Annotated in this window: 18 protein-coding genes; 6 read left to right on the top strand and 12 right to left on the bottom strand. The window is 60.4% G+C overall.

The genetic code is table 11. From position 1 onward, the window contains the following. Positions 1-7: 7 nt before the first annotated feature. The 11 genes from AB5I78_RS05495 to yaaA form a co-directional block, all read right to left on the bottom strand. A complete protein-coding gene (locus AB5I78_RS05495; RefSeq protein WP_262206499.1) occupies positions 8-1,192 on the bottom strand; it encodes an alginate O-acetyltransferase in 1,185 nt (394 codons plus the stop codon). A 12-nt stretch (positions 1,193-1,204) separates the two neighbouring features. After that, positions 1,205-2,737, bottom strand: coding sequence for an MBOAT family protein (locus AB5I78_RS05500; RefSeq protein WP_262206501.1), 1,533 nt, complete (start codon positions 2,735-2,737; stop codon positions 1,205-1,207). A 154-nt stretch (positions 2,738-2,891) separates the two neighbouring features. Next, positions 2,892-4,001, bottom strand: coding sequence for a mannuronate-specific alginate lyase (locus tag AB5I78_RS05505; protein ID WP_262206502.1), 1,110 nt, complete (start codon positions 3,999-4,001; stop codon positions 2,892-2,894). 8 nt (positions 4,002-4,009) lie between these two features. Beyond that, the gene (locus tag AB5I78_RS05510; protein ID WP_369300960.1) at positions 4,010-5,458 is read right to left on the bottom strand and encodes an alginate O-acetyltransferase; all 1,449 of its coding nucleotides are present in this window, start codon (positions 5,456-5,458) and stop codon (positions 4,010-4,012) included. An 11-nt stretch (positions 5,459-5,469) separates the two neighbouring features. Then, positions 5,470-7,044, bottom strand: a complete 1,575-nt coding sequence (gene algG, locus AB5I78_RS05515) for a mannuronan 5-epimerase AlgG (protein ID WP_145161266.1) — start codon at positions 7,042-7,044, stop codon at positions 5,470-5,472. Continuing rightward, on the bottom strand, positions 7,044-8,531 hold the full coding sequence (locus tag AB5I78_RS05520; protein WP_145161268.1) for an alginate export family protein: 1,488 nt from the start codon (positions 8,529-8,531) through the stop codon (positions 7,044-7,046). The genes algG and AB5I78_RS05520 overlap by 1 nt, the downstream gene beginning before the upstream one ends. Next, positions 8,528-9,967: an alginate biosynthesis TPR repeat lipoprotein AlgK gene (gene algK, locus AB5I78_RS05525; RefSeq protein WP_369300953.1), complete on the bottom strand. Its 1,440-nt coding sequence runs from the start codon at positions 9,965-9,967 to the stop codon at positions 8,528-8,530. The genes AB5I78_RS05520 and algK overlap by 4 nt, the downstream gene beginning before the upstream one ends. A 92-nt stretch (positions 9,968-10,059) precedes the next feature. Next, positions 10,060-11,226, bottom strand: a complete 1,167-nt coding sequence (locus AB5I78_RS05530; RefSeq protein ID WP_145161270.1) for an alginate biosynthesis protein Alg44 — start codon at positions 11,224-11,226, stop codon at positions 10,060-10,062. Between the two features lie 36 nt (positions 11,227-11,262). Beyond that, positions 11,263-12,744: a mannuronan synthase gene (alg8, locus tag AB5I78_RS05535; RefSeq protein WP_178119688.1), complete on the bottom strand. Its 1,482-nt coding sequence runs from the start codon at positions 12,742-12,744 to the stop codon at positions 11,263-11,265. Positions 12,745-12,827: 83 nt separating this feature from the next. Further along, on the bottom strand, positions 12,828-14,144 hold the full coding sequence (locus AB5I78_RS05540; RefSeq protein ID WP_106579580.1) for a nucleotide sugar dehydrogenase: 1,317 nt from the start codon (positions 14,142-14,144) through the stop codon (positions 12,828-12,830). 901 nt (positions 14,145-15,045) lie between these two features. Then, entirely contained in the window at positions 15,046-15,825 is a 780-nt protein-coding gene (gene yaaA / locus AB5I78_RS05545; protein ID WP_145161274.1) for a peroxide stress protein YaaA, read from the bottom strand. A 471-nt stretch (positions 15,826-16,296) separates the two neighbouring features. Here yaaA and AB5I78_RS05550 point away from each other — a divergent pair, with 471 nt between their 5' ends. From AB5I78_RS05550 to moaE, 6 genes are all read left to right on the top strand, one after another. Next, positions 16,297-17,421 carry a polysaccharide deacetylase family protein gene (locus tag AB5I78_RS05550; RefSeq protein WP_124416481.1) on the top strand — a complete coding sequence of 375 codons (1,125 nt, stop codon included), beginning with the start codon at positions 16,297-16,299 and terminating at the stop codon, positions 17,419-17,421. Between the two features lie 348 nt (positions 17,422-17,769). Beyond that, complete coding sequence (locus tag AB5I78_RS05555; RefSeq protein ID WP_053254513.1) at positions 17,770-19,164, top strand: PhoH family protein; 1,395 nt, start codon at positions 17,770-17,772, stop codon at positions 19,162-19,164. Between the two features lie 315 nt (positions 19,165-19,479). Further along, on the top strand, positions 19,480-23,211 hold the full coding sequence (locus tag AB5I78_RS05560; RefSeq protein WP_369300950.1) for an autotransporter domain-containing protein: 3,732 nt from the start codon (positions 19,480-19,482) through the stop codon (positions 23,209-23,211). Positions 23,212-23,327: 116 nt separating this feature from the next. Next, complete coding sequence (gene moaC, locus AB5I78_RS05565) at positions 23,328-23,801, top strand: cyclic pyranopterin monophosphate synthase MoaC (protein WP_056858942.1); 474 nt, start codon at positions 23,328-23,330, stop codon at positions 23,799-23,801. Continuing rightward, on the top strand, positions 23,798-24,040 hold the full coding sequence (gene moaD, locus AB5I78_RS05570) for a molybdopterin converting factor subunit 1 (protein WP_242194594.1): 243 nt from the start codon (positions 23,798-23,800) through the stop codon (positions 24,038-24,040). Before moaC ends, moaD begins: the two co-directional genes overlap by 4 nt. 2 nt (positions 24,041-24,042) lie before the next feature. Further along, a complete protein-coding gene (gene moaE / locus AB5I78_RS05575; protein WP_369300948.1) occupies positions 24,043-24,492 on the top strand; it encodes a molybdopterin synthase catalytic subunit MoaE in 450 nt (149 codons plus the stop codon). A 154-nt stretch (positions 24,493-24,646) separates the two neighbouring features. On the opposite strand, the gene rhlB is transcribed toward moaE, so the two are convergent. Next, entirely contained in the window at positions 24,647-26,116 is a 1,470-nt protein-coding gene (gene rhlB / locus AB5I78_RS05580; RefSeq protein ID WP_369300946.1) for an ATP-dependent RNA helicase RhlB, read from the bottom strand. Positions 26,117-26,160: the final 44 nt, after the last annotated feature.

The following is a 26,160-nucleotide window of genomic DNA, read 5'->3' on the forward strand; positions in this document are numbered from 1 at the left end:
CTCTCTTTCAGTTTTGCGCCCGGTCGGGCGTCTCGGATTTTTGGGTTTTAGCTGGGGTGTTCAGTGCCATGTTCTGTTGGCGCGAACCGGCTTGTTTAAGCTGCGCAACCCACTGCGGGTCGGCATCACCGATTTCGTTGTTGACGGGCAGATAACGTTCAGGGAACTCCCAGATCAGCACCTGTGGCGGGCTGTTCTTGAAGTCGTCGCTTTTGAGGTAGCTGAGCATCGGCAGAATCGGGCCGTGGCCGTCTTCGGAGTAGTTGATGACGTCGCTGTGCAAGGCTTGCTTGAGGGCGCCGACGAAGTTCCAGTTCGGGTTGGCGCTGTAGCTGGTGCCGACCAGTGCCACTGGGGTTTCGCTGTCGCTGAACAGGCCGTCGTCACCTTTGTTTTCAGCCAGGTGCGTGACGCGTTTTTGCAGCGGCTCTTTGGGCGGCATCAGGTTTTCGAACAGCGGGTCCAGCGGCAGGAACAGACGCAGGTCGCCTTTATGCGGCTCGGTTTTTTCCGCTTCGGTGACAAAGCGCTGCGGCTCACCGCTGAGCGGGGCCTTTTCGCTGATCACCTTGGCCAGTTGCTTGGCGGCAATTTCGGCGCCGTCCGGGGTCCAGTGGGTGTCGGTGCGCAGGAACACTTGCGTGCCGCCCAGCTTGGCCTGTTGCAGCGGGCCTAGCAGGTCGGGCGCGATGATCTTGTCGGCGGCGACACGGGCGTGGAAGTCCTGATACAGGTTGGCGTGGATGCTCGCCGGTTTCACTTCGCCCAGGTGTTCCGGGTACAGGCGCACCTTGGCCGGCACAATCGCCATGACCAATTGAATGCCCTGAGCCTTGAGCTTCTGGCGCACGCCTTCGACCAGCGCGTAGTTGCCCTCAAGGTTCTGGTCTTCGTTGACGATGGGGTTGAACTCCTCGTCGCTGTACAACCAGTGATCACGGCCCAGCACCACGCCAGGGCGGCCTTCGTTGAACAGCTTGTAGTCCAGCGCGGCCCATAGGTTGGTGCCGATGCGCTTGATCGGGAACTGGTCGTCGTAGTGCGTTTCGACGGCCTTGGTCCAGCGACCGTTGAGCACGGTCGCGTCGGCGTTGGTGCTGAAGCCGAAGAAGCTGCGCATCGACCAGGCGCCCAGGGCCAGCAGCACCAGCAGGAACAGCGCGATGTAGAGGACGCGAAATGAACGGGTCATGGTCGGCTCCCCTCAGAATTGGAAGTAAAGGAACGGCGAGAAACTCTGCGCCGACAGTTTCAGGATTGACGCCACGAACAGCAGCAGTACAGCGCCGCGCATGGCGTAGCGTGGCCAGTCAGCGGTCCAGTAGGCCGGCTGCACGGCGGCGTCCTGGCCGACGGTGAAACCTGGCTGGTGGATGCTGCCCGGGTTGTCGCCCGGCACGGCCTTGATCAGGCTCGGGTCGGCCGGCTTGGCTTTCTCGGCAGGGCGGTTGGTGTAGAAATCGCGCAGGCCGAAGAACGCCAACGTTGCGTACGCCACCACCAGGGTTGCCACTTGCAGGCCGGTGAGGCTGGCGCGGTTGAGTTCCGACAGCGACCATTCGCCAAAGCTGAACATTGCGCCGTACATACGGCCGGCGACGTGCAGGTTCTCTGAGCGGAAGATCACCCAGCCCATCACCACCAGCAGGAAGGTGAAGGCCCAGCGCACCACGTTGAAGCTGCGCGGCGCGGTGTTGAGGCCGATGGCTTTTTCAATCGCCAGCCACATGCCGTGCCAGGCACCCCACACGATGTAGGTGATGTTCGCGCCGTGCCACAGACCACCGAGCAGCATGGTCAGGAACAGGTTGCGGTAGGTGATCAGCGTGCCTTTACGGTTGCCGCCCAGGGTGATGTACAGGTAGTCACGCAGCCAGGTGGACAGGCTGATGTGCCAGCGACGCCAGAACTCGGTGATCGACTGGCTGATGTACGGCTGCTTGAAGTTTTCCATGAAGCGAAAACCCATCATCAAGCCCAGGCCGATGGCCATGTCGCTGTAGCCGGAGAAGTCGAAGTACAGCTGCGCGGTGTACGCCAGCGCACCCAGCCAGGCGTCGCCCGTGGTGGGGTTTTGCAGGGCGAAGCAATGGTCGGCGACCACCGCCAGGGTGTCAGCGATAAAGACCTTCTTGATGAAACCCTGCATGAACCGCGTGCAGCCCTCGGAGAACTTGTCGAGGGTGTGCGTGCGGTTGTTGAACTGGTCGGCCAGGTCGCGAAAGCGCAACACCGGGCCGGCAATCAGGTGCGGGAAGATCGCCACGAACGCCGCAAAGTCGATGAGGTTGCGGGTGGCCGGGGTGTCGCCGCGGTACACGTCGATGATGTAGCTGATGGACTCGAAGATGTAGAACGAGATGCCGATCGGCAACAACACGTGGGTAAGGATGAACGGCTCCAGACCCACCGACTTCATCATCACGTTGATGCTGTCGACACCGAAGTTGGCGTACTTGAAGTAGCCGAGGATGCACAGGTCGACCGCCACGCCCAACAGCAGCCAGCGCTGGGCCGGCTTGGTGCGTACGCCTGCCGCACCGACCTTGAGGCCGATCCAGTAATTCCACAGCGTTACAGCGGCGAACAGCGCCAGGAAGTCCACTCGCCACCAGGCGTAGAACACGTAGCTGGCAATCAGCAGCAGCAGGTTGCGATAGCGTTGCCCGCTCAAGTAGTACAAGCCGAGAAAGATCGGCAAGAACAGAAACAGGAACACATTGGACGAGAAAACCATCCCGATCTCTCCATGTTTAACAGACAGTCAAGGGCCAGAGCCCCCCAAACCCCCCCCACGATTTCGGGGGGAGGCCGTACAACATTCCTACTGATGAAACCGGCTCAAACTGTGGGAGGGGGCTTGCCCCTCCCACCTTTCCAACCGCGTTGCGTCAGATTCCTTTGTTGCCCTTTTCATGCGTCGGGTCGTAGACCTTGGTCAGGTCACCGCCGAGCCGGAAGGTCTTGAACGGCTGCATGCCATGCTTGCGTTCGAGCACATCCGGCGCGCAGGTGTAGAGGGTGCAGAAAGGTTCAAGCCAGGCAAATTTCATGTCTTCCTTGAGGTCCTTCATGTCCTGCTCTTTGCCGTTCTTCTTCTCGAAGATCTCCGGGTCTTTGACCCCGGCCAGCACTTTGTCGCCCAGGCGTTTGAGCGCGCCGTTGTTTTCCTGGCGCAGATCCACGCCGTTGACCAGGGCAAAGCTGGCGATCATCGACAGCGGCGGCAACGCGTAGTTGTGGTACGACAGAGCCCGCTGCTGACGCTTCAATTCGTTGGGCAAAAAGCCCTGGTCATCGACCTGGTTGGCGCCGACTTTGTATTCCTTCACGGCCCAATCAAACAGGTCGCGGCGGTTGGTGGCGACGGAGGTTGCCATCACCGACCAGGCGGCCCAGTAGGAGTGGTTGTTAGTTTTTTCCAGCGGCAGGTTGTCCCAATCGCTCACCACCTGATCGGCCAGCTTGTTGAACCAGGCTTCGATCACCTGCGACTCCTGCTGGTGGTTGGCCAACGGGTGGGAGTCGGAGAACTTCAGGCGCACATAGGCCGAGGCCATGCTGCCCAGCGCCCATTTGCGCATGGACTTGCCGGTGTGGTTGAAGTCCTTGGACATCAACGCATCCGCCTTGGCCCAGCTGGTCAGCCAATTGAGCGTGCATTCGAGCTGCTGCGGACGGCCGTCGCGCATGAACTGCATCACGCGCTTGCTGGTGTCTTTTTCCAGCTTGGTGATGTCGGCCGTGCTGTCGCGAAAGGCTTTTTCGGATTGCACATTCAGGGTGGAACGGGCTTTGTCCGAACCTTCGTACTTGCTACGAAATTGCAGCGAGCCGGTGTACGGCGCCGGCATGGCGTCGCAGTCATTCTTGAAGTCGCCGGTCTTGAACGCTTCCACCGGGGCGAAATAGCCCTGAGGTGGACGCAGTGGCGCGGCGGCGTTGACTGAACCGGCGAACATCGCCAGGCCAAGCAGCGTTGGAATCAATAACTTCTGCATAGGTAACCTCATTGCCCGGCCAAAGCAGTCTGTTGACCACCGGCGGGGAATACGTTGCGTGTGCAAATTTTCGCTTCGACTTTCTGCGCAGCAGCGCCCGCTTCGGGACCCTGCACTTCCACGGCCAGCAAGTTCTGCGAGGCCCAGTCTTCGTCGGTGCGCAGTTCAAAGGCGAAACGCCCGTCTGTATCGGATGTTTCGGGTTTCTCGATCTTGATGTCCTCGTGGCGCCCGTTCATGTACCAGAGGGTGGCTTGCAGGGTTTTCACCGACGGGTCGGCGAAGCGGATGTCGACCTGGTGACTGCTGTTACGCAGGTCTTTGTTCGAACTGTTGACCAGCAATTCGTTCTTGCCGGGTTTGAGCGTGGTGCTGGCGCTCATCTGCGCGGTCTTGCCTTCACAGCCGTTGTCGAGCAGCGACATCATCTGGCGGTAGATGGTCTCCTGGTCGAGGCGGTACAGCGGCGAGAATTCCCAGATCAGAATTTTCGGCGGGGTTTTCTGGAATTCATCGCTGCCCAGGTACTGGATCATCGAGCCTTCGAGGCCACCGCCGGGGAAGGCGACGTTGAGGATGTCGGCGCCGATTTCCTGCTCGAGGAAGCCGGCGAAGTTGTAGTTCTTGCCGCTGTGGCTGGTACCGACCAGAGTGATCTGCGGGTTGCCCGAATCGCCGAACAGGTCGCCGTCACCGGCTTCGCCTTTGGGCTCGGTGGTGAACTGGTCCATGTACTGGATCGCGTAGCTGGTGCCGCACAGTTGCCCGGCCATGTTGTGCAGGGTGCCGGTCTTGCCCATGCGCCCGGAGCGCTTGGTTTCGAATTCGCGCTTGGGAATATCCGCAAACTCAGGCATCGCACGCACTTTGGCACCGACGATTTTCGCGGTGCGCTGGGCGCCGTATGGGGTCCAGTGTTGGTCGCCGCGAAAGTAGAAATCGTGGGCCGGCAGTTCATCCGGCAGTTGCTCGTTGGTCAGCGGCGACAAGTCCGGCACCACGTAGCCCATCTTGGCAAAACGGCCGAGCATGGTTTTGTAGTTGCCCAGTGCCTTGTCGAAATCGAACTTGGCTTTCTCTTCGGGGTTGAGCTTGTTGCGGTTCACCAGGCCACGGGTCGGCTGGTAGACCACCACCAACTCCACACCCTTGGCCTTGAACGCATCGTGCAGCTGTTGCATGCGTTTGTAGCCGGCGGGGCTGGTGTCAAATTCGGTGCGCAGGTCTTCCTGGGTACGGAACAGCCAGTCGCCCTGGGCTTGTACCAGGGTGGTGAAATTCTGCTGATAACGCGTGGTGTAGTTCTTCGCGTCATGGGCCGCGGGGCACAGGCTGCAGCACGGTTCGGCGGTAAAGGTCGGCGCCTTGACGTCATCGGCGCGTACGCCTTGGCTGGCCGCCAGCAGGCCGAGGGTCAGACCCGAGAGGCTCAGCAGTTTGATCATGTGTGGGTGCATAAGGGTCATCCTCAGTCCTGCATTTCGGTCTGGCGTTCGACAGGGTCGATCAGCACGGCTTTCTGTTGGCGCACCAACAGGTCGAGAATTTCTTCCTGCCGATCACCCAGCACGCCGTTGAAGCTGATGCCGCTGGATTTGGTCGGCGCCAGCATCGACACGCGGTACAGCTCGACACTCAAGGGCGAGTCAATGGACAGCGGCCCGCTGCCGTTACCCGCCAGTTCACCGCCGACCACGATCAGCGAGACCTTGGCGTCGAACGGGTCGAGGGCGATGTCGCGGTCGGTGTCGGTCAAATCCTTGATGTGGCCGTACACGCCGGTCAGGCCGTTGGCCATCGAGGTGTTCTCGTACAGGCGGATGTTCACGCTGTTACGGATGCGAATGCCGTGGCGACGGTTGCTGATCACCTTGTTGCCCCACAGCAGGTTGTCAGCGCTCTCATAGAGCGTGATGCCGTCGGTGTGGTTGCGGTAGATCTCGTTGTCGGCGATCAGGTTGTTGACGCTGTTACGGTCGATCACCAGGCCCGACAGCTTGTTGTCGTAGCTGCGGTTGTTGAAGATGAAGCTGTCGTTCACTTCCCGGGAAATGATGATGCCGTGCTTCTTCTTGGTGCCGTAGACGGTGTTGTCCGCAATGATCAGGCCGTGGGAACGGTCGTGCGGGTCAATGCCGTAGACGATGTTGTCTTTGTAGGTATTGCCCTTGAGCACAAAGCCGGTGGTTTCGTAGCAGTAGAAGCCGTACCACATGTCCGAGAACTCGGAATCGACGATCCAGCCGGTCGGCTCAGGGCGCTTGAGCACCTTGGCCATGTTCGGCGTGTACTGGGAAATACTCACCCCGTACGACTTACTGTTGGCGTAGCCGAAGCTGGCCATCTTGCTGTTGGCGACGTAAGTCTCGGTGCCGCCCCAGGCCAGCAGGAACGGGCGGAACTCCTTGGGCGACTGAAACAGCGCCGGGCCATTGGTCTTTTCATTCCAGCCGGTGATCTTTGTGTCACGCACAAACAACTGACCGTCGTTGATCAGGAACGAACCGGCTTGTTGGGACAGGCGCAGCTCCTGGGTCTTCTTGTCGATTTCCAGAATGCCCTTGCGCCCGACCACTATTGGCAGCTTGGCCAAAAACACGCCCGGCGAGGTTTCGCTCAGGTACTGCTTGGGCACTTTGCCGAGCAGGTCCTTGAGGTTCAGGTAGCCGTCGTCGACAAAGATCGCCTGGGGAATGCCGTGCTGGCGCACCACCCATTCGGCCATCTTGTTATCGCCGCCGATAAAGTCCTTGAGCGCGTCTTCCTGCATCATGCGGCGGATGCTGATTTTGCCGGGCTTGCTTCTGACGATCTTCTTTTCCATCGCCGCGGCGGTGTAGCCCGACAGGTCCGGCAGGGCAGGCTTGGCCATTTCCAGCGGCGCGGTCGGCGGGCTGGAGATGGTGTAGGTCTTGGCCTGTTGCAGTTCTTTGGCGATGGTCGGCGCCTTGCCCTGCTGCGGGGTGTCGGCGAAGGCTGTGGCACTGGCCATCAGCATCGCGGCAACCAGCAATTTTTGAGGAATCATTGCGCAGGCTCCCATCAGAACTTCCAGATCACGTCGACAAAGGCGCGATGCATGTACGAGTCGACCTGGCTGCCATAGGCATCACCCGGCTTGAACACGCCGGCACGCAAGCGCACCAGCGCCGACGGTTCGTCGATCGACTGGCTGAGCGCGGCCGGCAGCAGGCCTTTCTTGAAGTACTTGGTGACCACCAGGTCCATCTCCTGGCCCAGGTCTTTCTTGCCGTCTTCAAGCGGCAGGGAAGTGCTGGACAGGATCGCGCCGGTCACGTCATCGGTGTTGTTCTGCACGGCATCGATGCCGTTGCTGCCCACCGGCTTGTTACCGTCCACGCGCCAGAATTTGTGATAGACCAGGCTGGCGTCATAGTCCTCGCGCAGCTGCCAGGAACCGAACAGGCTCATGGACTGCATGTTGTTCATCTCGCCACGAAACGCTTCGCCGAAGCGGTGCACGCGGGACTGGGTGCCGGTCCAGTTCGAACGGTTGCTTTGCAGGCCGTTCTGTTCGTAGTTGGCACTCGCGCGGGAGTAGGCCGCGCCGACTTGCCATTGCGGGTCCAGACGCAGGCGCACACCCAGGTCGGTGGCCCAGCCACTCACGTCATCGCTGCGCTTGGCTTCGGTTGGGCGGGTGCCGTCTTTGTTCAGGGCGTTGACCGTGTCGCGGTCGCCTTTCATGCCGGTGACGCTGGCCCAGTAGTTGACGGTGTTGGTGTTGCGCCAGTTGTAGGCGTCGCTGTTGGCTTCGATGCCGAGCCAGGTCAGGTCGCCATTCTCGCGTTTGTCCAACGGGTCGGTGGCCACGCCCGGTTCGGCGTAGTCGAGCTTGCCGTCGTCATGGGTGTGGTGACCGCGCAGGCCGATCCACTGCCCCGGCGTCCACTGGTAGGCGGCGTCAGCGTAGAAGTGCTGGCGGTCCTTGTCCTTGGGCGACAGTTCCTTGAGGTCGGTGCGGTATTCGCTGAAGCGTTCGGCAGCGCCGACGTTGGCCTTGAGCAACGTGGTGTCGAAGGTCCAGTTCAGCGCTTCGATGTTGGTGTCGCGCCATTGGCCGTCGTCATTGCGCAGGCGCTGGCGGCCGAACTTGAGGATCTCGCCAGGGTAGGGCGTAAAGCCGCTGTAGCCGACCCAGAACTCGCGCAGGGCCAGGTAGTTCTTCTTGGCTTTGCGGTCGTCGTTGCTCGATTGTTCGGTCGTGTCATCGGAGGACTGTTGCAGCGTGTCGGTCTCGATGATGTCGCTCGACACGACGGCTTGGCCCATGGCGTAGGCGCTCCACGCGCCGCTTTCGCCGTAGATCCACGGGCGCAGGTCAAGGCCGATGCCATTGACGTCGCCGCCTTTCTGCGTGCCGAGGTCGCGGTCATCTTCCGATTGCGCGGTGGCTTTGACTTCCAGGCCGAAGTTCTTGGCTTCGGTCAGCGCGGCCAGGGTCGGGCAAGACCACAGCAGGGCGAAGGTCAGACCGATGCCGGCCTTGACGAATGGGTTGAGCTTCATAGGGATTCCTCGCCGTCTTCTTCTTGCAGGGCGTGCAGTTGCAGCGTGCTCTGGGCCAGGGTGCCGCGCGCGGCCAGTTCCTGTTGCACCAGGCGTTGGCCTTCGGCGCGTTGCTCTGGCGTGAGCGGGGCTTCGAGCTGCGTGGCCAAGTCATTGGCCTCTGGCGTGTCCTGGGCTTTAGCCAACTGGCTGAAGACGTAGGCGTTCAATGGGTCGGGCTTGGTGCCCTTGCCTTGGGAAAACAATTGCGCGATGGCGAAGTCGGCGCTGTTCTGGCCGTTGCGCGCAGCCGTCAGCAAATGGTCGAGGGCTTTTTGCGAATAGACCTTGCCCAGGTAGCCACGGCGGTAGATCTGGCCGAGGTAGTAATCGGCGGCCACTTCCTTGCCCACGGCTTTTTCGAAATGCGCTTCGGCGGCCTTGGCATCTGCCGGGACCCACTTGCCTTCGTAATAGAGCTTGCCCAGCAACAGCTCGGCGCGCGGCTGGTCGGCGGCGCGGCCGTTGTCCAGGTACTTCATCATCTGATCGACGTCGCCCAGTTCGGGGAAGTCGTAGAGCAGTTGCGCCAGGCTGACCCAGGACGCCGGGTAGCCGGGGGCGATTTTTTCCAGCAGGGCCTGCGCGGTTTTCTCGTCGGTCTTGCCCAGGGTCGCATCGCCCAGCACGCGGGCCACGCTGTCGACACGCTGCGCGGTGACGGTGCCACGGCTGTAGCCGGCTTCCATCTGCTTGAGCAGTTCGGCCTGTTTTTCCGGCTCGGCTTTTTTCTGGTAGACCGTGGCCAGCTCGACGTAGCAGATGTCGGTGGTATTCAGCGCGGCTTTGCAGATGCGCTCCACGTCATCCAGATGCTGGTCGTAGGTGTCCTGGGTGCGATACAGCAGCACTTGGGCCAGACCTGCTTCCGGGTAACCCGCGGCCTGCCATTTGCTGATCTGCTGTTGGGCATTCACGTTGGGGAAACTGTGCGGGTACTGCAGGTACAGCATCGCCAGCGGAATCAGGGTATTGCCTTCGCCATTGGCAAAGGCTTTTTTCAGCAGGCCTTCGGCCTCGTGTTGCTCGGCCTCTGTGGCACCGGGCTTGGCCACCAGCAGGCGACCCAGGCGGGCCTGGGCGCGTGGCGAGGTATCGGCCGCCGCGCGGTAGGTGGCTTCGGCCTGGCGGATTTGCTCGGGGTCACGGGTGGTCACCTGGATATCGGCCAGGCCCACTTGGGCCTCGCTGTAACCCAGGTCTGCCAGCTGCTGATAGTTCTGCTGGGCGGTCACCGTGTCGCCACGTTTCAAGGCTTCGTTGGCCAGGCGCTGGTCGGGCAGGCCGGCGCAACCGGCCAGGCTCACCGCCAATGCCAGCGCGCAGAACGCAGAGGCTGAGTGAAATCGGCTCTGTGTGGGAGCTGGCTTGCCTGCGATGGCGTCGCCTCGGTGCATCTGAAAAACCGAGTCGCCTGCATCGCGGGCAAGCCCGGCTCCCACATGGGTCAATGCTGTTTTTGAAATAGGGTTCACAGGCATGTCCTCGCTTACAGACCGTGAGCCATGGCTTTGTCGATCAGCCAGTTCAGCGATGGGCCACGGTCGCTGGTCACTTCTACCGGGCGACCGGCGTAGGTGCTGTCCAGCGGCGCATCCGGCTTGATCTGCACGCGGATGTCGGAGGACAAGTCGGCGCTGTTCAGGCTGGTGCTGCTGACGATGGTGCCGGTGCGGATCTGTTCTTCGTCGGCAACCTGGAAGCTTACTGGTGTGCCTGGGCGAACGTCGGCGAACTGGCGGTAGGTGAAGCGCGCTTCCACATTGGCCAGGCTGCCGCGTGGCACCAGTTGGAAGATCACATCGCCTTTGCTGGCGTACTGACCGTCGGCGACCAGTTGCTGGGCCACCACGCAATCGCAAGGCGAGGTCAGGGTGCCGGTCATTTGCTTGCCGAACAGCTCTTCGACCTTGGCCGGTTGCAGTTGGTCTTCGTCCAGATGGCCCTTGAGCACATCGAGCATGCTGGTGCTGAAGGTCGCCAGTGGCGCGCCTTTGGCGGCAACCGCGTCACCTTTGAGCAGGCTTTGCACGGTGCCGTCGCGCGGCATGGTCACGTTCATGCCTGGCACGCTGACGAGGCCAGCCTGAGCGTGGCTGACGAAGTACATGCCGTAAATGGATTTGAGGACGAAACCGAACGCTGCCAGGCCGACGATGAAGATACCTGCGCTGAACACCACGGCGCGCAGGCGGCCCGCGGCGCTCATGTTGCTGCCGCCGTCCTTGACCTTGCGCGCCTTGGTGAAGTTGTCGCGCTGCAGGGTCGCCAGCACGTCGCCCATGGTCACGATGTCGCCGGACAAGTGCGAGGTGATCAGGTGGCGCAGGGTGGAAATATCCTGGGCGTCCAGGTTCTGGAACTGGCAACCGGTGCGGCCGGTCTGGCGGTCGTAGGAGCGAATCTGCAGCTCTACGTCCATCGCCAGGCCGAGGTTATCGATGACAAATTGCAGGCGGCCCTTGTGCACTTCACCGACGGTCAAAGGCTGGGTAGCGGTGAACGCCAGGCCGCCGGCGGACAGGTCGATCACCCGTGCTTCGGTCTGGGTGCGGTCGGTGTTGAAGAAGCGCAGCTTGGCCGGGATTTTCACCCGGGCATGTTGGCGCTGGGCTTCGGATTCGTGGACAACGTTGGCGTTTACTTGGCTATTCATGGTGTGTAGTTCCTAGTTAATTCAGGCTTGGCAGGGTCAGACCATCATCAGCAACACGGCGACGAAAATGCTGCCGGCGGAGAAGGTCATGGTCCGAGACGACCAGGTGTTGAACCAACGTTGAAAGCTGGCCAAATCGCGGGTCAGTTTGGTGTCCTGGCGGGTCCAGGACTGTTGATCAAGGCGGAAGAACACGTAGATCTTCACCAGCGCGCCCATGATCTGGTTGTAATAGAGAATCACCGGGTAGGCCGGGCCGATCTTGTGGCCGGAGCACGACAGCAGCAGGGTCAGAATCAGGCGGGTGATACCGATCCACAGCAGGTACGCGAGGATGAATGCGCCGCCGTACTTGAAGGTGGCGATGATTGCCACGGTCAGGCCGAGCAGGGAGGTCCACATCGACACACGCTGGTCGAACAGCACCACGCTGGTGAACAGGCCGAGCCGGCGTACGCCCAGGCCCAGGGCACGCGAGTTCTGGCGCAGGTTGTTGCCGTACCAGCGGAACATCAGTTTGCGGCTGGCTTTGATAAAGCTCTTTTCCGGCGGGTGTTCCACGGTGTTGATCGCAGCGTCCGGCACGTAGAACGTGTCGTAGCCCAGGCGCATCAGGCTGAACCAGCTGGATTTGTCATCGCCGGTCAAAAACTTGAAGCGGCCCAGGCGCCAGTGTTGCAGCGAGTCGCTTTCCACGTCGGCGATAAAGCCCGGGTCGGTGACCACGCTGGCACGGAACACCGACATGCGCCCGGTCATGGTCAGCACGCGCTTGGACAGGGCCATGGAGCACATGTTGATGTGGCGTTGGGCGAAGCGCAGCTTGTGCCATTCGCTCATGATGTAGCCGCCGCGCACTTCGCAGAACTCGTTGGTGGTCAGGCCGCCGACATTGCCGAACAGCTGGAACCACGGCACGGTCTTGCGAACCACGCCTTCGGCGAGCACGGTGTCGCCATCGATCACCGCAACCACGGCACGGTCATCCGGCAGGTGGCGGGAGATGGCGCGAAAGCCGAAGGCCAGACCGTCGCGCTTGCCGGTGCCGGCGATGCGCACAAAATCAAGCTTCACATGGTCCGGCGGGTTCATGCGTTCCCACAGGCTTTTCACCAGCAGCTCATCACTCATTTCCACCAGCGAGCAGACCACGGTGGTCGGGAAGCCGCATTCGATGGCCTCGCGAATCACCGAGCTGTACACCTGGGCGGTGGTCAGCGCGTCGATACGAAAGCTTGTGACCATCAGGAATACATGGGATGGGTCGGCGGCTTTGCCCAGCTTGCGCACTTTGCGGCGCAGGTGTGGGTAGACCACGTACAGGAACAGCATGCCGCGAAAGAAATGCGTAGCACCCATCGAGTAGCGCCAGATACCGACGGCGCCAATCAGGAAAATAAAATTCTTCGACTCGGAGTCGAACGTACTCGCCGGTAACAGCAGGGCGAGTCCCATCAGCAGGCTCAAAAACAACAGCCAGCCGGCGGATTGGAGCAGTACGTGTTTTAACTTGGACATAAGCGTCATCCGAAGGTGAAGAAGGCTCCAGGCTGCAAGCGCTGGGGATTGGTACGCTTGCAGTCCGGAACTTGCTGTTGCTGTTACCAGCAAATGCCTTCGGTGCGGCCGCTCACGCTGGTGGCCTTGGACATGAAGCCCACCAGGTCGACCACTTGCTTGCCGTGTGGTGCGTTATGCGCCAGGGCACGGAATTTCTCGTCACGGTTGCCGAGGATGATCACGTCGGAGTTGTTGATCACCGCGTCGAAGTCCGAGTTGAGCAGGGACGACACGTGCGGGATCTTGCCTTCGATGTAGTCTTTGTTCGCACCGTGAACACGGGCGTATTCGACGTTGCTGTCGTAGATGCTCAGGTCGTAGCCCTTGCCGATCAGCATTTCCGCCAGTTCCACCAGCGGGCTTTCACGCAGGTCATCGGTGCCGGCCTTGAAGCTCAGGCCCAGCAGGGCGACCTTGCGCTTGTCGTGGCTTTCGACGATGTCAAAGGCGTTCTGCACTTGGGATTCGTTGCTGCGCATCAGCGAGTTGAGCAGCGGCGCTTCCACGTCCAGGGAGCCTGCGCGGTAGGTCAGGGCGCGCACGTCTTTGGGCAGGCACGAACCGCCGAAGGCGAAGCCTGGGCGCATGTAGTACTGGGACAGGTTGAGGGTTTTGTCCTGGCAGACCACTTCCATCACTTCGCGACCATCGACGCCGACCGCTTTGGCGATGTTGCCGATTTCGTTGGCGAAGGTGACTTTGGTGGCGTGCCACACGTTGCAGGTGTACTTGATCATTTCGGCAACGGCGATGTCCTTGCGGATGATCGGCGCGTCGAGTTCTTCGTACAGCGACTGCAGGACATCGCCGGAGGCTTTGTCGAACTCGCCGATGACGGTCATCGGTGGCAGGTCGTAGTCGGCGATGGCGGTGGATTCACGCAGGAATTCCGGGTTGACCGCGACACCGAAGTCGACGCCGGCCTTCTTGCCGGAGCAGTCTTCGAGGATCGGGATCACCACATTGGCCACGGTGCCCGGCAATACGGTGCTGCGTACCACGATGGTGTGGCGGGTGGTTTTGTCACGCAGGACAAAACCGATCTCGCGGCATACCGATTCGATGTAGTTGAGTTCCAGGTCGCCGTTTTTCTTGCTGGGCGTGCCCACGCAGATCATCGACAAGTCGGTATCGCGGATGGCCTCGGCGAAATTGGTCGTGCCGCGCAGCCGCCCGGTCTCGATACCCTGGCTCAGCAGTTCGCCCAGACCCGGTTCAACGATTGGCGATTTGCCCGCATTGATCAGGTCAATCTTTTCCTTGGAGATGTCCACGCCGACCACTTCGTGGCCACGGGCAGACAGGCAACCGGCACACACTGCGCCAACGTAACCCAAACCAAATATGCTGATGCGCATCGCATTTACCTCTTTGTCATTGAAGACGATATTAATCATGCCAATTAGATGGCCGGAGTTCATGTTTGCAAGCGTCACTGATGCCGCGAAAGTTAGGCGAATAGACGCCGACTTGCCGCGTGCAGGCATGTTGAATAACGAGTGACTAACTATTGCACTCAAGTTGTGCGAAACGTGGCCTTGTTATTGGTGCTTGCCCTGTAATGCAGCCGGCCTTCCTGGGAGAAGGGCCTGGCGCCAGTGCCGCAGAGCCTTGATAGAGGCTTTAAGCCTTTAAATATCAATGCCTTGGGTTATCTCACTGACCCATTAAGGGAAGCTGAGCCTTGGCCTTATAGTGGGTGGCAATGCATCCTTATCGCCGCTCTCAACTAATCGGTTTGTAATATGACCCCTGAGTCAAAGTTAAATGTGACAACTTTGCTACTTCCGTTGGTCGCCATGTAAGTCATCTCTTACAGCAACAGAGAATTTCGTTACCGGTGGTATGAGCGGTGCTTTAGGGTGAAGTTCCTGGCCACTCATCCTGTTTTCGGAAATTTCTTGAAATATTAGAAAAGATGGCACTGGTACTATATTGATAGCACTTGCTATTTGGGCCAGTAGTTACAGGTAGTTGGCGCGAAGGGATAGTTTTGTGCCACTAGTGTTTTAAAAAAGTGGTGCCACTACGAAAAAAATTCAGAAATGTCGAGTGAAAGATTCGTTAGGAATGCGACAGGATGTTTTTTGGCGCCAGATTAATGACGATCGTCAGCCTCAAATGCGCACAAAAAATGTGGGAGCGGGCTTGCTCGCGAAGGCGGTCTGTCAGTAACAGATGGTCTGACTCAAACACCGCCTTCGCGAGCAAGCCCGCTCCCACAGTTGGATTTCAGTGTTTTTTAGACCGGGTACGGCCTTATTCCGGTGCGTGATCGCGCAGGAACACCAGGTTGTCCGGCTTGGACTGCTCTGCATTGAAGCGATAGCCCTGCAGATCGAACTGCTTGAGCTTGGCCGGATCGTTGATGCGCTCTTGGATCACAAAGCGGCTCATCAGGCCCCGGGCTTTTTTGGCATAGAAGCTGATGATCTTGTACTGGCCGTTTTTCAGGTCCTTGAACTCGGTGTTGATGATCCGCGCGTTCAGGGCCGTGCGCTTGACCGCCGAGAAGTACTCGTTAGAGGCGAGGTTGAGCAGCACGTCATCGCCTTGTTCGGCAAGGGCTTCGTTGAGCCACTCGCTGATGCGGGTGCCCCAGAAGGCGTAGAGGTCCTTGCCGCGGGCGTTGGCCAGTTTGGTGCCCATCTCGAGGCGGTACGGCATCATCAGGTCCAGCGGGCGCAGCAGGCCATACAGGCCCGAGAGCATGCGCAGGTGGTCCTGGGCGTAGCTGAAGTCGGCGTCGCTGAAGGTTTCGGCGTTGAGGCCGGTGTAAACGTCGCCCTTGAAGGCCAGCAGGGCCTGCTTGGCGTTTTCCGGCGTGAAGGCTGGGGTCCAGCTGCCGAAGCGCGCGGCGTTGAGGCCGCCGATCTTGTCGGAGACGTGCATCAGGTCGCTGATTTGGGCAGGGCTCAGTTCACGCAGTTGTTCGATCAGCGCCTGGGAGTGGTCCAGGTATTGCGGCTGGGTGAAGCGTGGGGTGACCGGCTTGGACTCGAAGTCGAGGGTTTTGGCGGGGGAAATCACCATCAGCATGAAGTTGGCTCCTGTAATCGTGGGGGGATTCTAGGGGGTCGCGGGGTTTGACTCCACCTATGATGGTGATAGAGGGCTGCTGTGGGTGTGTATCCGTTGCTGCGGTAACGGCGGCTGGCGGTTGCGCTCTTACAGCGGGACACTTTTGGCAATCGCCCGGAATGCCGGCTCAGCCAAAAGTAACCAAAAGGTCTGTGCCCCACCACTCGGCACCTCGGCCAGCAGATCTACACACCTCTGACTGATGCACAGAGATCCAAATGTGGGAGCGGGCTTGCCCGTGAAGGCGGTGGTTCAGTCAGCTCATGTGTCACTGACCCACCGCCTTCGCGAGCAAGCCAGCCCCCACATTTGATTGAGTTCAGCTTCCATCTCAGCCATCACTCAAATAATGGATATCCCCACCAACCCGATAACCCAGCCCGGACGATCGGCTATAGTGCCCGACAACTCTGGAAAGGGAGACCCCGTGTGCGAATTGCGTTTTTACTGTCAGCTTGTTTGCTGTGCCTGGGCGCCCAGGCGGCGCCGGTTGACGTAGCCAGCCTGGACCGCACCACCTGGCCCGAAAAACTCAGCAGCCCCGCGCTGTTCGATGTCGCCTCACGCGCCGAAATCCTGATGTTCGCCCACAGCTTAATCGCCAGCGAAGCCCAGGACGAAGCCGCGCTCAAACAACGCCTGGGCCTGAAGATCATCAACCTGGCCGCCATCGACGACCTGCGCCGCCAGCTCTGGCAGCGCCTGCTGGAAAACTACACCTTCGCCCAACAAAGCTGCGAAGAAGACGCCTCATTCTGCTACCTGGTCGAAAGCATGGACGACCTGCGCGAGCAAGCCGGCAAATTCCAGGTCAGCGACAACTCCTTCTATATAGGCTGGGCCAACCCCAGCCACAATTTCCACGAACGCTACCTCGACGAACTGTTGCGCAAAGCCGCACTGTTCCCACAAATCAGCAGTGAAGTCCTGCGTTTCGGCGACCACGAACGCAATGGCGATGAACTCAACGACCGCCTGTTCCTGCTGACCTTCGACGGCGGCCCTGCGCCGGTCAGCGGCAATACCGACTGGCTCACCGACTACCTGCGCAAGCAAAAGATGAACGCCACCTTCTTCGCCCTCGGCAGTAGCCTGCAAACCCGCGTGGAGCGCAGTTCCGCCGCCGATGTGCAGGCGCTGTACCAAGGCCAGTGCGTAGGTACTCAGGGTTGGCAGTACCGGTCCCACAGCCATTGGGTCGACTGGCAAAGCTCGATCACCCGCAGTGCCGCGTTGGCGCAGAACCTGATGCCGGAAAACTACGTGCCGCTGTTTCGCCCGCCCTATGGCCAGCGTCGCGCCGACAGCCAGGGCTTCTTCCAGGCGCAAGGTTTACAGGTGGCGTTGTGGGACATCGATTCCCAGGACGAACCGGGCAAGCTCAAGGCTGACGAGTCCGCGCAGCGAGTGCTGACATTGATGTTGCTGTGGCGCAAAGGCGTGATTGTGTTTCATGACACCCAGGACAAGGCACGGGTCGCCTTGCCGATGTTGCTGCAGGCAACGGCGCAAAGTGGGCTGGGTTGGCAGGACTGCCGGGAGGCGTTTCGCTGAAAAAGCGCAAGTGCCCGGCCCTGTTGGGGATGAGGCATTTTTGGGGTGATTTTGTGCGACATTTCGATGCAGGCGGACTTCCGACTTTAACGGGGTGGCTGGCACTCGGCTAGTGCTATTCGTCATCCTGAAAAATAAACTTCAAAAAAGCGTCAAAGTGCTTTTTCCTGTCATCGTTTTTGCGGTATTACGAAGTCAGATCGCCGAAACCTGCAACACAGGTGGCGTCTTCCAAGACTCCTCATGTGGGCACTGCACTTGACGTCACTGCGGTGCAGTCGGTGGTCGAATCGAGGCGCAGCACTGTTGTGGTATTGCGTCGACTGGCTCCCACAAAGGTGACCGAGTATGGATGATCATGGACGTAACCCTTCTTCCGACCAGCCAATCCTTTATGTGCTTGATACCAACGTATTGATTCACGATCCAAACGCACTGCTCAACTTCGAAGAACACCACGTCGCCATTCCCATGATCGTGCTTGAGGAGCTCGACAAACTCAAAAGTGGCCACCACAGCGTTGCCGCTGAATGCCGCCAGGCCATTCGCCTGATCGACAAAACCCTGGGTGAAGCCTCGCCTGAGGACGTTGAAGTCGGCGTGCCGATCCAGCGTGGCAAAAGCGGGCCCAAGGGCTTGTTGTCGATTCTGATGAACAAGCGCAGCGAGCCCAACAGCCTGCTGCCGGAAAACCTGAACGACAATAAAATCATCAACCAATTGATCGACCTGCATGCGCGTGACAAGGACTTGCGCCTGGTGCTGGTGACCAAAGACATCAATATGCGCCTCAAGGCACGAGCGTGTGGGATCGCTGCCGAGGACTACAGTACCGACCAGCTCGTCGACGACGTGTCGATGCTGTCGCGCGGTTATCACACCATGACCGGCTCGTTCTGGGACCGCGTCAGCAAGGTTGAAACCCGTCAGGACCACGGCCGCACCTGGCACCAGGTACAGCTGACCGATAACCTGCCGGCCGTGCATATCAATGAATTCATCATCGACGAACAGGGGTTTGTGGGCTGGATCAAAGAAATCCAGGTCGACAAACTGCTGATCCTCGACCTGCATCAGGAACCCCTGTTGCACCAGGAAGCCTGGGGCCTGAAACCGCGTGACATCTACCAGAGCCTGGCGCTGTATGCGCTGCTCGACCCGGACATCCACCTGGTCAACCTGACCGGCGCCGCAGGTTCGGGGAAAACCATCCTCGCCCTGGCCGCCGCCATCGAGCAGACCATGGTGACCAAGCGCTATCGCCGTATCATCGCCACCCGCAGTGTGCAGGGCCTGGACCAGGAAATTGGCTTCCTGCCCGGCACCGAAGCAGAAAAAATGGAGCCGTGGCTGGGCGCGATCACCGACAACCTCGAAGCCTTGCACATGGATGACGAAAACACCCATGGCAGCGTCGATTACATCCTCAGCAAAGTGCCGTTGCAGTTCAAATCCCTCAACTACATCCGAGGTCGCAGCTTCCAGCAAAGCCTGATTTTGATCGATGAATGCCAGAACCTCACGCCGCACCAGATGAAAACCATCATCACCCGTGCCGGCGCCGGTTCCAAAGTGGTGTGCCTGGGCAACCTGGCACAGATCGACACCCCTTACCTGTCCGCGACCAGCTCCGGGCTGACTTACCTGACGGAACGCTTCAAGGACTTCCCGAACGGCGTGCATATCGCGCTGCAAGGGGTGCCTCGTTCGATCCTGGCCGAGTACGCCGAGTCCCACCTGTAAAAACATAACCCTGTCGTAGTTGGTGGCTAAATGCCACGAACCACCCCGGATTTCTCACGAAGTCCGGGGTTTTTGTTATGTGCGACATTTGCCTGCGATTTAGCGCCGTGGGTGCTTGTGGACTTTGTAATTATTTTGTTACATTTTTTCTCGCCGCAAAAACCATAAGAACACTGCGTGACCCCCGTCGGAAATCCACCTCATTGATTCGACGACGTTTTGAAGACCCGTGTGGGTTTTCTGCGTGACCCTGCCTATTACAAAAAGCCCGATACATCGCTCATTGACGACGCACATATCCAAAGGGAAAGGAACATGGAAGTAGCAGGTAATGGCTCCACTTTGTCTCAACGTAAACGCGCCTCAGGTTTCAGGTCGATACCTCTCACGCCCATCGCACTCGGCCTGGCCTTATGGCTGGGTCAGGGTCCAATGGCCTGGGCAGATGACAGCAACCCTTACACCGCCCAGGTGTTGGAGTCGGCCTTCAGGAAAGCCGTGGCATCGTTTGGCCCCAACACCGATGTCTACAAGAACCTGCGCTTTGCTTACGCCGACATCGTCGATCTGGCCGCCAAGGACTTCGCCGCACAGTCCGGCAAGTTCGATTCAGCCCTCAAGCAAAACTACGAACTGCAACCCGAAAACCTGACCATTGGCGCCATGCTCGGCGACACCAAGCGCCCGCTGGATTACGCCTCGCGGTTGGATTACTACCGCAGCCGGCTCTTCAGCAACAGCGGACGTTACACCACCAATATTCTCGATTTTTCCAGGGCCATCCTCGCCAACCTGCCGGCTGCCAAGCCCTACACCTACGTAGAGCCGGGCGTCAGCAGCAACCTCAACGCGCAACTGAACGCCGGCCAGTCCTGGGCCGCCGCTACCCGTGACTGGAGCGCCAACGCGCAAACCTGGAAAACCCCCGAAGCCCAGGTCAACTCCGGCCTGGACCGCACCAACGCGTACTACGCCTATGCCTTGGGCATGACCGGCAAAGGCGTGAATGTGGGCGTGCTGGACTCGGGCATTCTCACCGAGCACTTCGAGTTCCAGGGCAAGAATGCCCAGGGCCAGGATCGCGTGCAGGCGGTGACGTCCACCGGCGAGTACTACGCCACGCACCCGCGCTACCTCCACGACACCCCGGACGGCGAGTTTCAAAAAGGCGAACACTTCAGTATTTCCGGTGAGTACGACCCGACCATCAACGACGGCCACGGTACGGAAATGTCCGGTGTACTCGGCGCCAGCCGCAATGGCACCGGCATGCATGGCATCGCGTTTGACGCGAACATTTTTGTCGCCAATACCGGCGGCACCGACGACAACCGCTTCCAGGGCTCCAACGATCTGGACTACAACGCGTTCATGGCCAGCTACAACGCGCTGGCCGCGAAGAATGTGTCGATCGTCAACCAGAGCTGGGGGCAAAACTCGCGCAACGACGTTGAAAACCACTTCGGCAATGTCGGCGACAGTGCGGCGGACAACTTGCGCGACATGAAGGCGGCCTATCGCCCGTTCTGGGACAAGGCCCTCGCCGGGCAGAAAACCTGGATGGACGCCATGGCCGACGCGGCGCGGCAAAACACCTTTATCCAGATCATCTCGGCAGGTAACGACAGCCACGGCGCCAACCCGGACACCAACGCCAATCTGCCGTTTTTCAAGCCGGACATCGAAGGCAAATTCCTCTCGATCACCGGTTACGACGAGACCAGCGCGCAGGTCTACAACCGTTGCGGCACCTCCAAGTGGTGGTGCGTGATGGGCGTCTCGGGGATTCCGTCCACCGGGCCAGAAGGGGAAATCATCCCGAATGCCAACGGCACCTCGGCCGCTGCGCCGAGCGTGTCCGGGGCCTTGGCGTTGGTGATTCAGCGCTTTCCCTACATGACCGCCAGCCAGGCCCGCGATGTGCTGCTGACCACCTCCAGCCTGCAAGCGCCGGACGGCCCGGACACCCCGGTGGGTGACCTGACGGGTGGCCGCACCTACGACAACCTGCAACCGGTGCACGATGCCGCGCCAGGCACCCCGCAAGTACCGGGCGTAGTCAGCGGTTGGGGCTTGCCCAACCTGCAAAAGGCCATGCAAGGGCCGGGGCAGTTCCTTGGTTCGGTGGCGGTGGCATTGCCCACCGGTACTCGCGACATCTGGGCCAACCCGATTTCCGATGAAGCCATTCGTGCCCGCCGTGTGGAAGACGCCACCGAGCAGGCGACCTGGGCGGCCACCCAGCAACAAAAGGGTTGGCTCAACGGTCTGCCGGCGAATGCCTCTGACGATGATCAGTTTGAATACGAAATCGGCCATGCGCGCGAACAGGCAACGCTGGCACGCGGCAAAGACTTGCTCACCGGCAATACCTATGTCGGCAGTCTGGCCAAGTCCGGCGATGGCGAACTGGTGCTGGAAGGCCAGAACACCTACTCCGGCAGCACTTGGGTGCGCGGCGGCAAGCTGTCGGTGGACGGCGCGTTGACCTCGGCCGTGACGGTGGATGGTAGCGCCGTGGGCACAGTCAACGCCGATAACGGCGTGATGACCACGCTTGGCGGCACACTGGCCGGCAACGGCACGGTGGGTGCCTTGACCGTCAACAGCGGTGGCCGTGTGGCACCGGGTCACTCGATTGGCACGCTGCACACGGGCGACGTAACCTTCAACCCGGGCTCGGTGTATGCCGTCGAAGTCGGCCCTAACGGGCGAAGCGACCAGATCCAGAGCAGCGGCGTCGCCACCCTCAATGGCGGTGTGGTGACCGTGTCTCTGGAGAACAGCCCTAACCTGTTGTCCGCCACCGAGGCGCGCAGCCTGTTGGGCCAGCCGTTCAACATCCTCACCGCCACCCAGGGTATCAACGGACAGTTTGCGGCGATCTCGCCTAATTATCTGTTCATCGGGACTCAGCTGAATTACCAGCCTAACGCGCTGACCCTGGCCGTAGACCGCAACCAGACGACCTTTGCCAGCGTTGCGCAAACCCGTAACGAGCGCGCCGTGGCGACGGCGGCCGAGGCATTGGGCGCGGGTAGCCCAGTGTATGAAAGCCTGCTCGCTTCAGACTCGGCCGCCCAGGCGCAGGCTGCGTTCAAGCAACTGTCGGGGCAACTGCACTCGGATGTGGCGGCAGCGCACATGGCTGACAGCCGCTACCTTCGTGAGGCGGTCAACGGCCGTCTGCAACAGGCTCAGTCACTCGACTCCAGCGCGCAGATCGACGCCCGCGACAACGGCGGCTGGGTGCAACTGCTGGGCGGTCGCAATAACGTCAGCGGCGACAACAATGCCAGTGGCTACTCTTCGTCCACCAGCGGCGTGCTGCTTGGGCTGGACACCGAGGCCGGCGACGGCTGGCGTGTGGGCGCAGCGACCGGCTACACCCAGAGCCACCTCAATGGCGAGTCGGCTTCGGCGGACAGCGACAACTATCACCTGTCGGTGTACGGCGGCAAACGCTTCGACGCGATAGCGTTACGCTTGGGCGGCGCCACCACCTGGCATCGTCTGGACACTTCGCGCCGCGTGGCTTACGCCAACCAGTCGGACTACGACAAGGCCGACTACAACGCGCGGACCGACCAGGTGTTTGCCGAGATCGGCTACACCCAATGGAACCTGTTCGAACCCTTCGCCAACCTGACGTACCTGAACTACCAGAGTGATTCGTTCAAGGAGAAGGGCGGCGCCGCCGCTTTGCATGCCAGCAAGCAAAGCCAGGACGCCACGCTGTCCACCCTGGGCCTGCGCGCGCATACCCAATTGCCGATCAGCTCGACCTCGGCCGTCACCTTGCGCGGCGAGCTGGGTTGGGAGCATCAGTTTGGCGATACCGATCGTGACGCCTCGCTGAAGTTTGCCGGCAGCGACACCGCCTTCGCCGTCAACAGCGTGCCCGTGGCGCGTGATGGCGCGGTGATCAAGGCCAGCGCGGAAATGGCCTTGACCAAGGACACGCTGGTGTCCTTGAACTACAGCGGTTTGCTGTCCAACCGCGGTAACAACAACGGGATCAATGCCGGATTCACCTTCCGCTTCTAACCTGGTGTTGTCATGCATAGAGGGGCGCACTGCGCCCCTTTATTCATGGGATAAACAGCCCTGCGCAAATTTGACTCACGGGTTTACAATTGCCGCTCCTGATCAGGAGTATCCCTGTGCTGACTCATCTCGATTCCCAAGGTCGCGCCCATATGGTCGACGTCACCGACAAAGCCGTGACGTTCCGCGAGGCCGTGGCCGAAGCGCGGGTGCGCATGCTGCCCGACACCCTGAAAATGATTGTCGACGGCGCCCACCCCAAGGGCGACGTGTTTGCCGTGGCCCGTATTGCCGGGATCCAGGCGGCGAAAAAAACCAGTGATCTGATTCCGCTGTGCCACCCGCTGATGCTGACCGGTGTAAAGGTTGAGCTGCGCGCCGACGGCGTGGACGCCGTGCATATCCTTGCGCGCTGCAAGCTCAGCGGCCAGACCGGCGTAGAGATGGAGGCGCTGACCGCCGCCAGCGTCGCGGCGCTGACGATCTACGACATGTGCAAGGCAGTGGACCGCGGCATGACCATCGAAAGTATTCGCCTGCTGGAAAAGCTTGGCGGCAAAAGCGGGCATTTCAAGGCGGACCAGGCATGAGCATCAACGTATTGTTTTTTGCCCGCTACGCCGAGGTGGTGGGCTTTGATTCGCTGGAGATGGAGGGCGATTTCGCCACCGTCGATGCCGTGCGCCTCGCGTTGGCCAATGACCCGGCGTTTGCCGTGCTCAATGAGTCCAGCCTGATGTGTGCGCGTAACGAAGAGCTGTGTTCGCTGGATGAGCCGCTCGTCGAGGGTGACGAAGTGGCGTTTTTCCCGCCCGTGACCGGAGGCTGAGCATGGCCATTCGCGTACAGGCCGAGCCGTTTGATCCGGGCTTGGAAGTCAATGCGATGCACGCGGCCAATGTCGGCGTCGGCGCGGTGGTGAGTTTTGTCGGCTATGTGCGCGACTTCAATGAGGGTCGCGAGGTGTCGGGGATGTTCCTTGAGCACTATCCGGGCATGACCGAAAAAGCCTTGGCCAAGATCGCGGTCGAAGCCGAACAGCGCTGGCCGTTGCTCAAACTTGAGATATTGCACCGGATTGGCGCACTTGAACCGGGCGAGCCGATTGTGTTCGTGGCAGCCGCCAGCGCGCATCGCCAGGCCGCGTTTGATGCCTGTGCGTTTGTGATGGACTACCTGAAGACCCGAGCGCCGTTCTGGAAGAAGGAAAACACGCCCGAAGGGCCGCGCTGGGTGGAAGGGCGGGGCAGCGATCACGCGGCGGCGGATCGCTGGAAGTAAGGTTGATGCAAAACCCAATGTGGGAGCGGGCTTGTGTGGGAGCTGGCTTGCCTGCGAAAGCATCACCGCGGTGGGACTGACTCACCGAGGTGTCTGCATCGCAGGCAAGCCAGCTCCCACATTGCCCGCGCCCACATTTTTTATCGCATTCGGCTTATGGGCGTTTGCGTTCTACAGCGCGCAGCAAATGCGTCGGCGGCGTCTCGCAGCTGATCTTGCGGCCCAGCAACGTCTCGATCGAAGGCAGCTGATACGAGTCATCCTCGCCCGCAAAACTGATCGACACACCCGCAGCGCCGGCACGCCCGGTACGGCCGATACGGTGCACGTAGTCGTCCGGCACTTCCGGCAGGGTGAAGTTGATCACATGGCTGATGCCGTCGATGTGAATCCCGCGCCCGGCCACGTCGGTGGCCACCAGCACGCGAATCTTGCCTTCGCGAAAGCCTTCCAGGGTCTTGATGCGCTTGTGCTGCGGCACGTCGCCCGACAGTTGCGCGGCGTTGACGCCATCGCGTACCAGGCGTTCTTCGATGCGGCGCACTTCGTCCTTGCGGTTGGCAAACACCATCACGCGCTCCCAACCGTTGTCATTGATCAGGTTGTAAAGCAGTTTGTACTTGTCGGCGCCGGCCACGGCGTAGATGTGCTGTTCGACGTTTTCGCTGGCAACGTTCAGCGCCTCGATCTCGACGATGGACGGATCGGTGGTCCACTGCTTGGCGAGGTTCATCACGTCTTCGGTGAAGGTCGCGGAGAACAGCAGCGTCTGGCGCTCGTTTTTCGGCGGGGTCTGACGAATGATCTGACGCACTTGCGGGATGAAGCCCATGTCGAGCATGCGGTCGGCTTCGTCCAGCACCATCACTTCGACCATGTCCAGGTGCACATCGCCACGCTGGTTGAAGTCGAGCAGGCGGCCCGGGGTGGCAACCAGGATGTCGCAATGGCGGGCTTCGAGGTGCTTGAGCTGCTTGTCGAAGTCCATGCCGCCCACGAACGTCATGACGTTGAGGCCGGTGTACTTGGTCAGGTCGGCGGCGTCCTTGGCGATCTGTACCACCAGCTCGCGGGTCGGCGCGATGATGAGTGCGCGCGGTTCACCCATGTAGCGCTCTTTGGGCGGCGGCGTCTGCAGCAGCTGGGTGATGATCGAGATCAGGAACGCGGCGGTCTTGCCGGTGCCGGTCTGTGCACGGCCGATGGCGTCTTTGCCGGCGAGGGTGAAACCCAGCACTTGGGCCTGGATCGGCGTGCAGTACGGGAAACCCAGGTCCTGGATGGCGTGCATCAGTTCCGGAGCCAGTTTGAAATCGTGGAAGCGGGTTTTGCCTTCCTGCGGCTCGACGACGAAGTCTTCAAGTTTCCACGGGATCACGGGCGCTTTGGGCGCGCGTTCGCGGCGGGGTGCCTTGGGCGCAGGTGCAGGCTTGGCCTCGGCGGATTTTGCCGGTTCAGGCGCGATCACCGGGGGCTTCTTCGGTGAGGCAACAGGTGCGGTCCGGTCTGGCTGTTTACCGTCATTGCGGCTGCCGGATGAGGGGACAGGAGCACTGGGAACAGGCGCGAGCGGCTCAGCCTCGCTTTTGCCGAACATCTTCTTAAGTGCTTTGAGCACGGTCATCTCATTAATTGGTTAAGGAATGTACGCCGGCCAGTGTAATGCAA

Origin of the sequence: Pseudomonas sp. N2-3-1-14 (assembly GCF_041228395.1) — a bacterium.
Lineage (GTDB): Bacteria > Pseudomonadota > Gammaproteobacteria > Pseudomonadales > Pseudomonadaceae > Aquipseudomonas.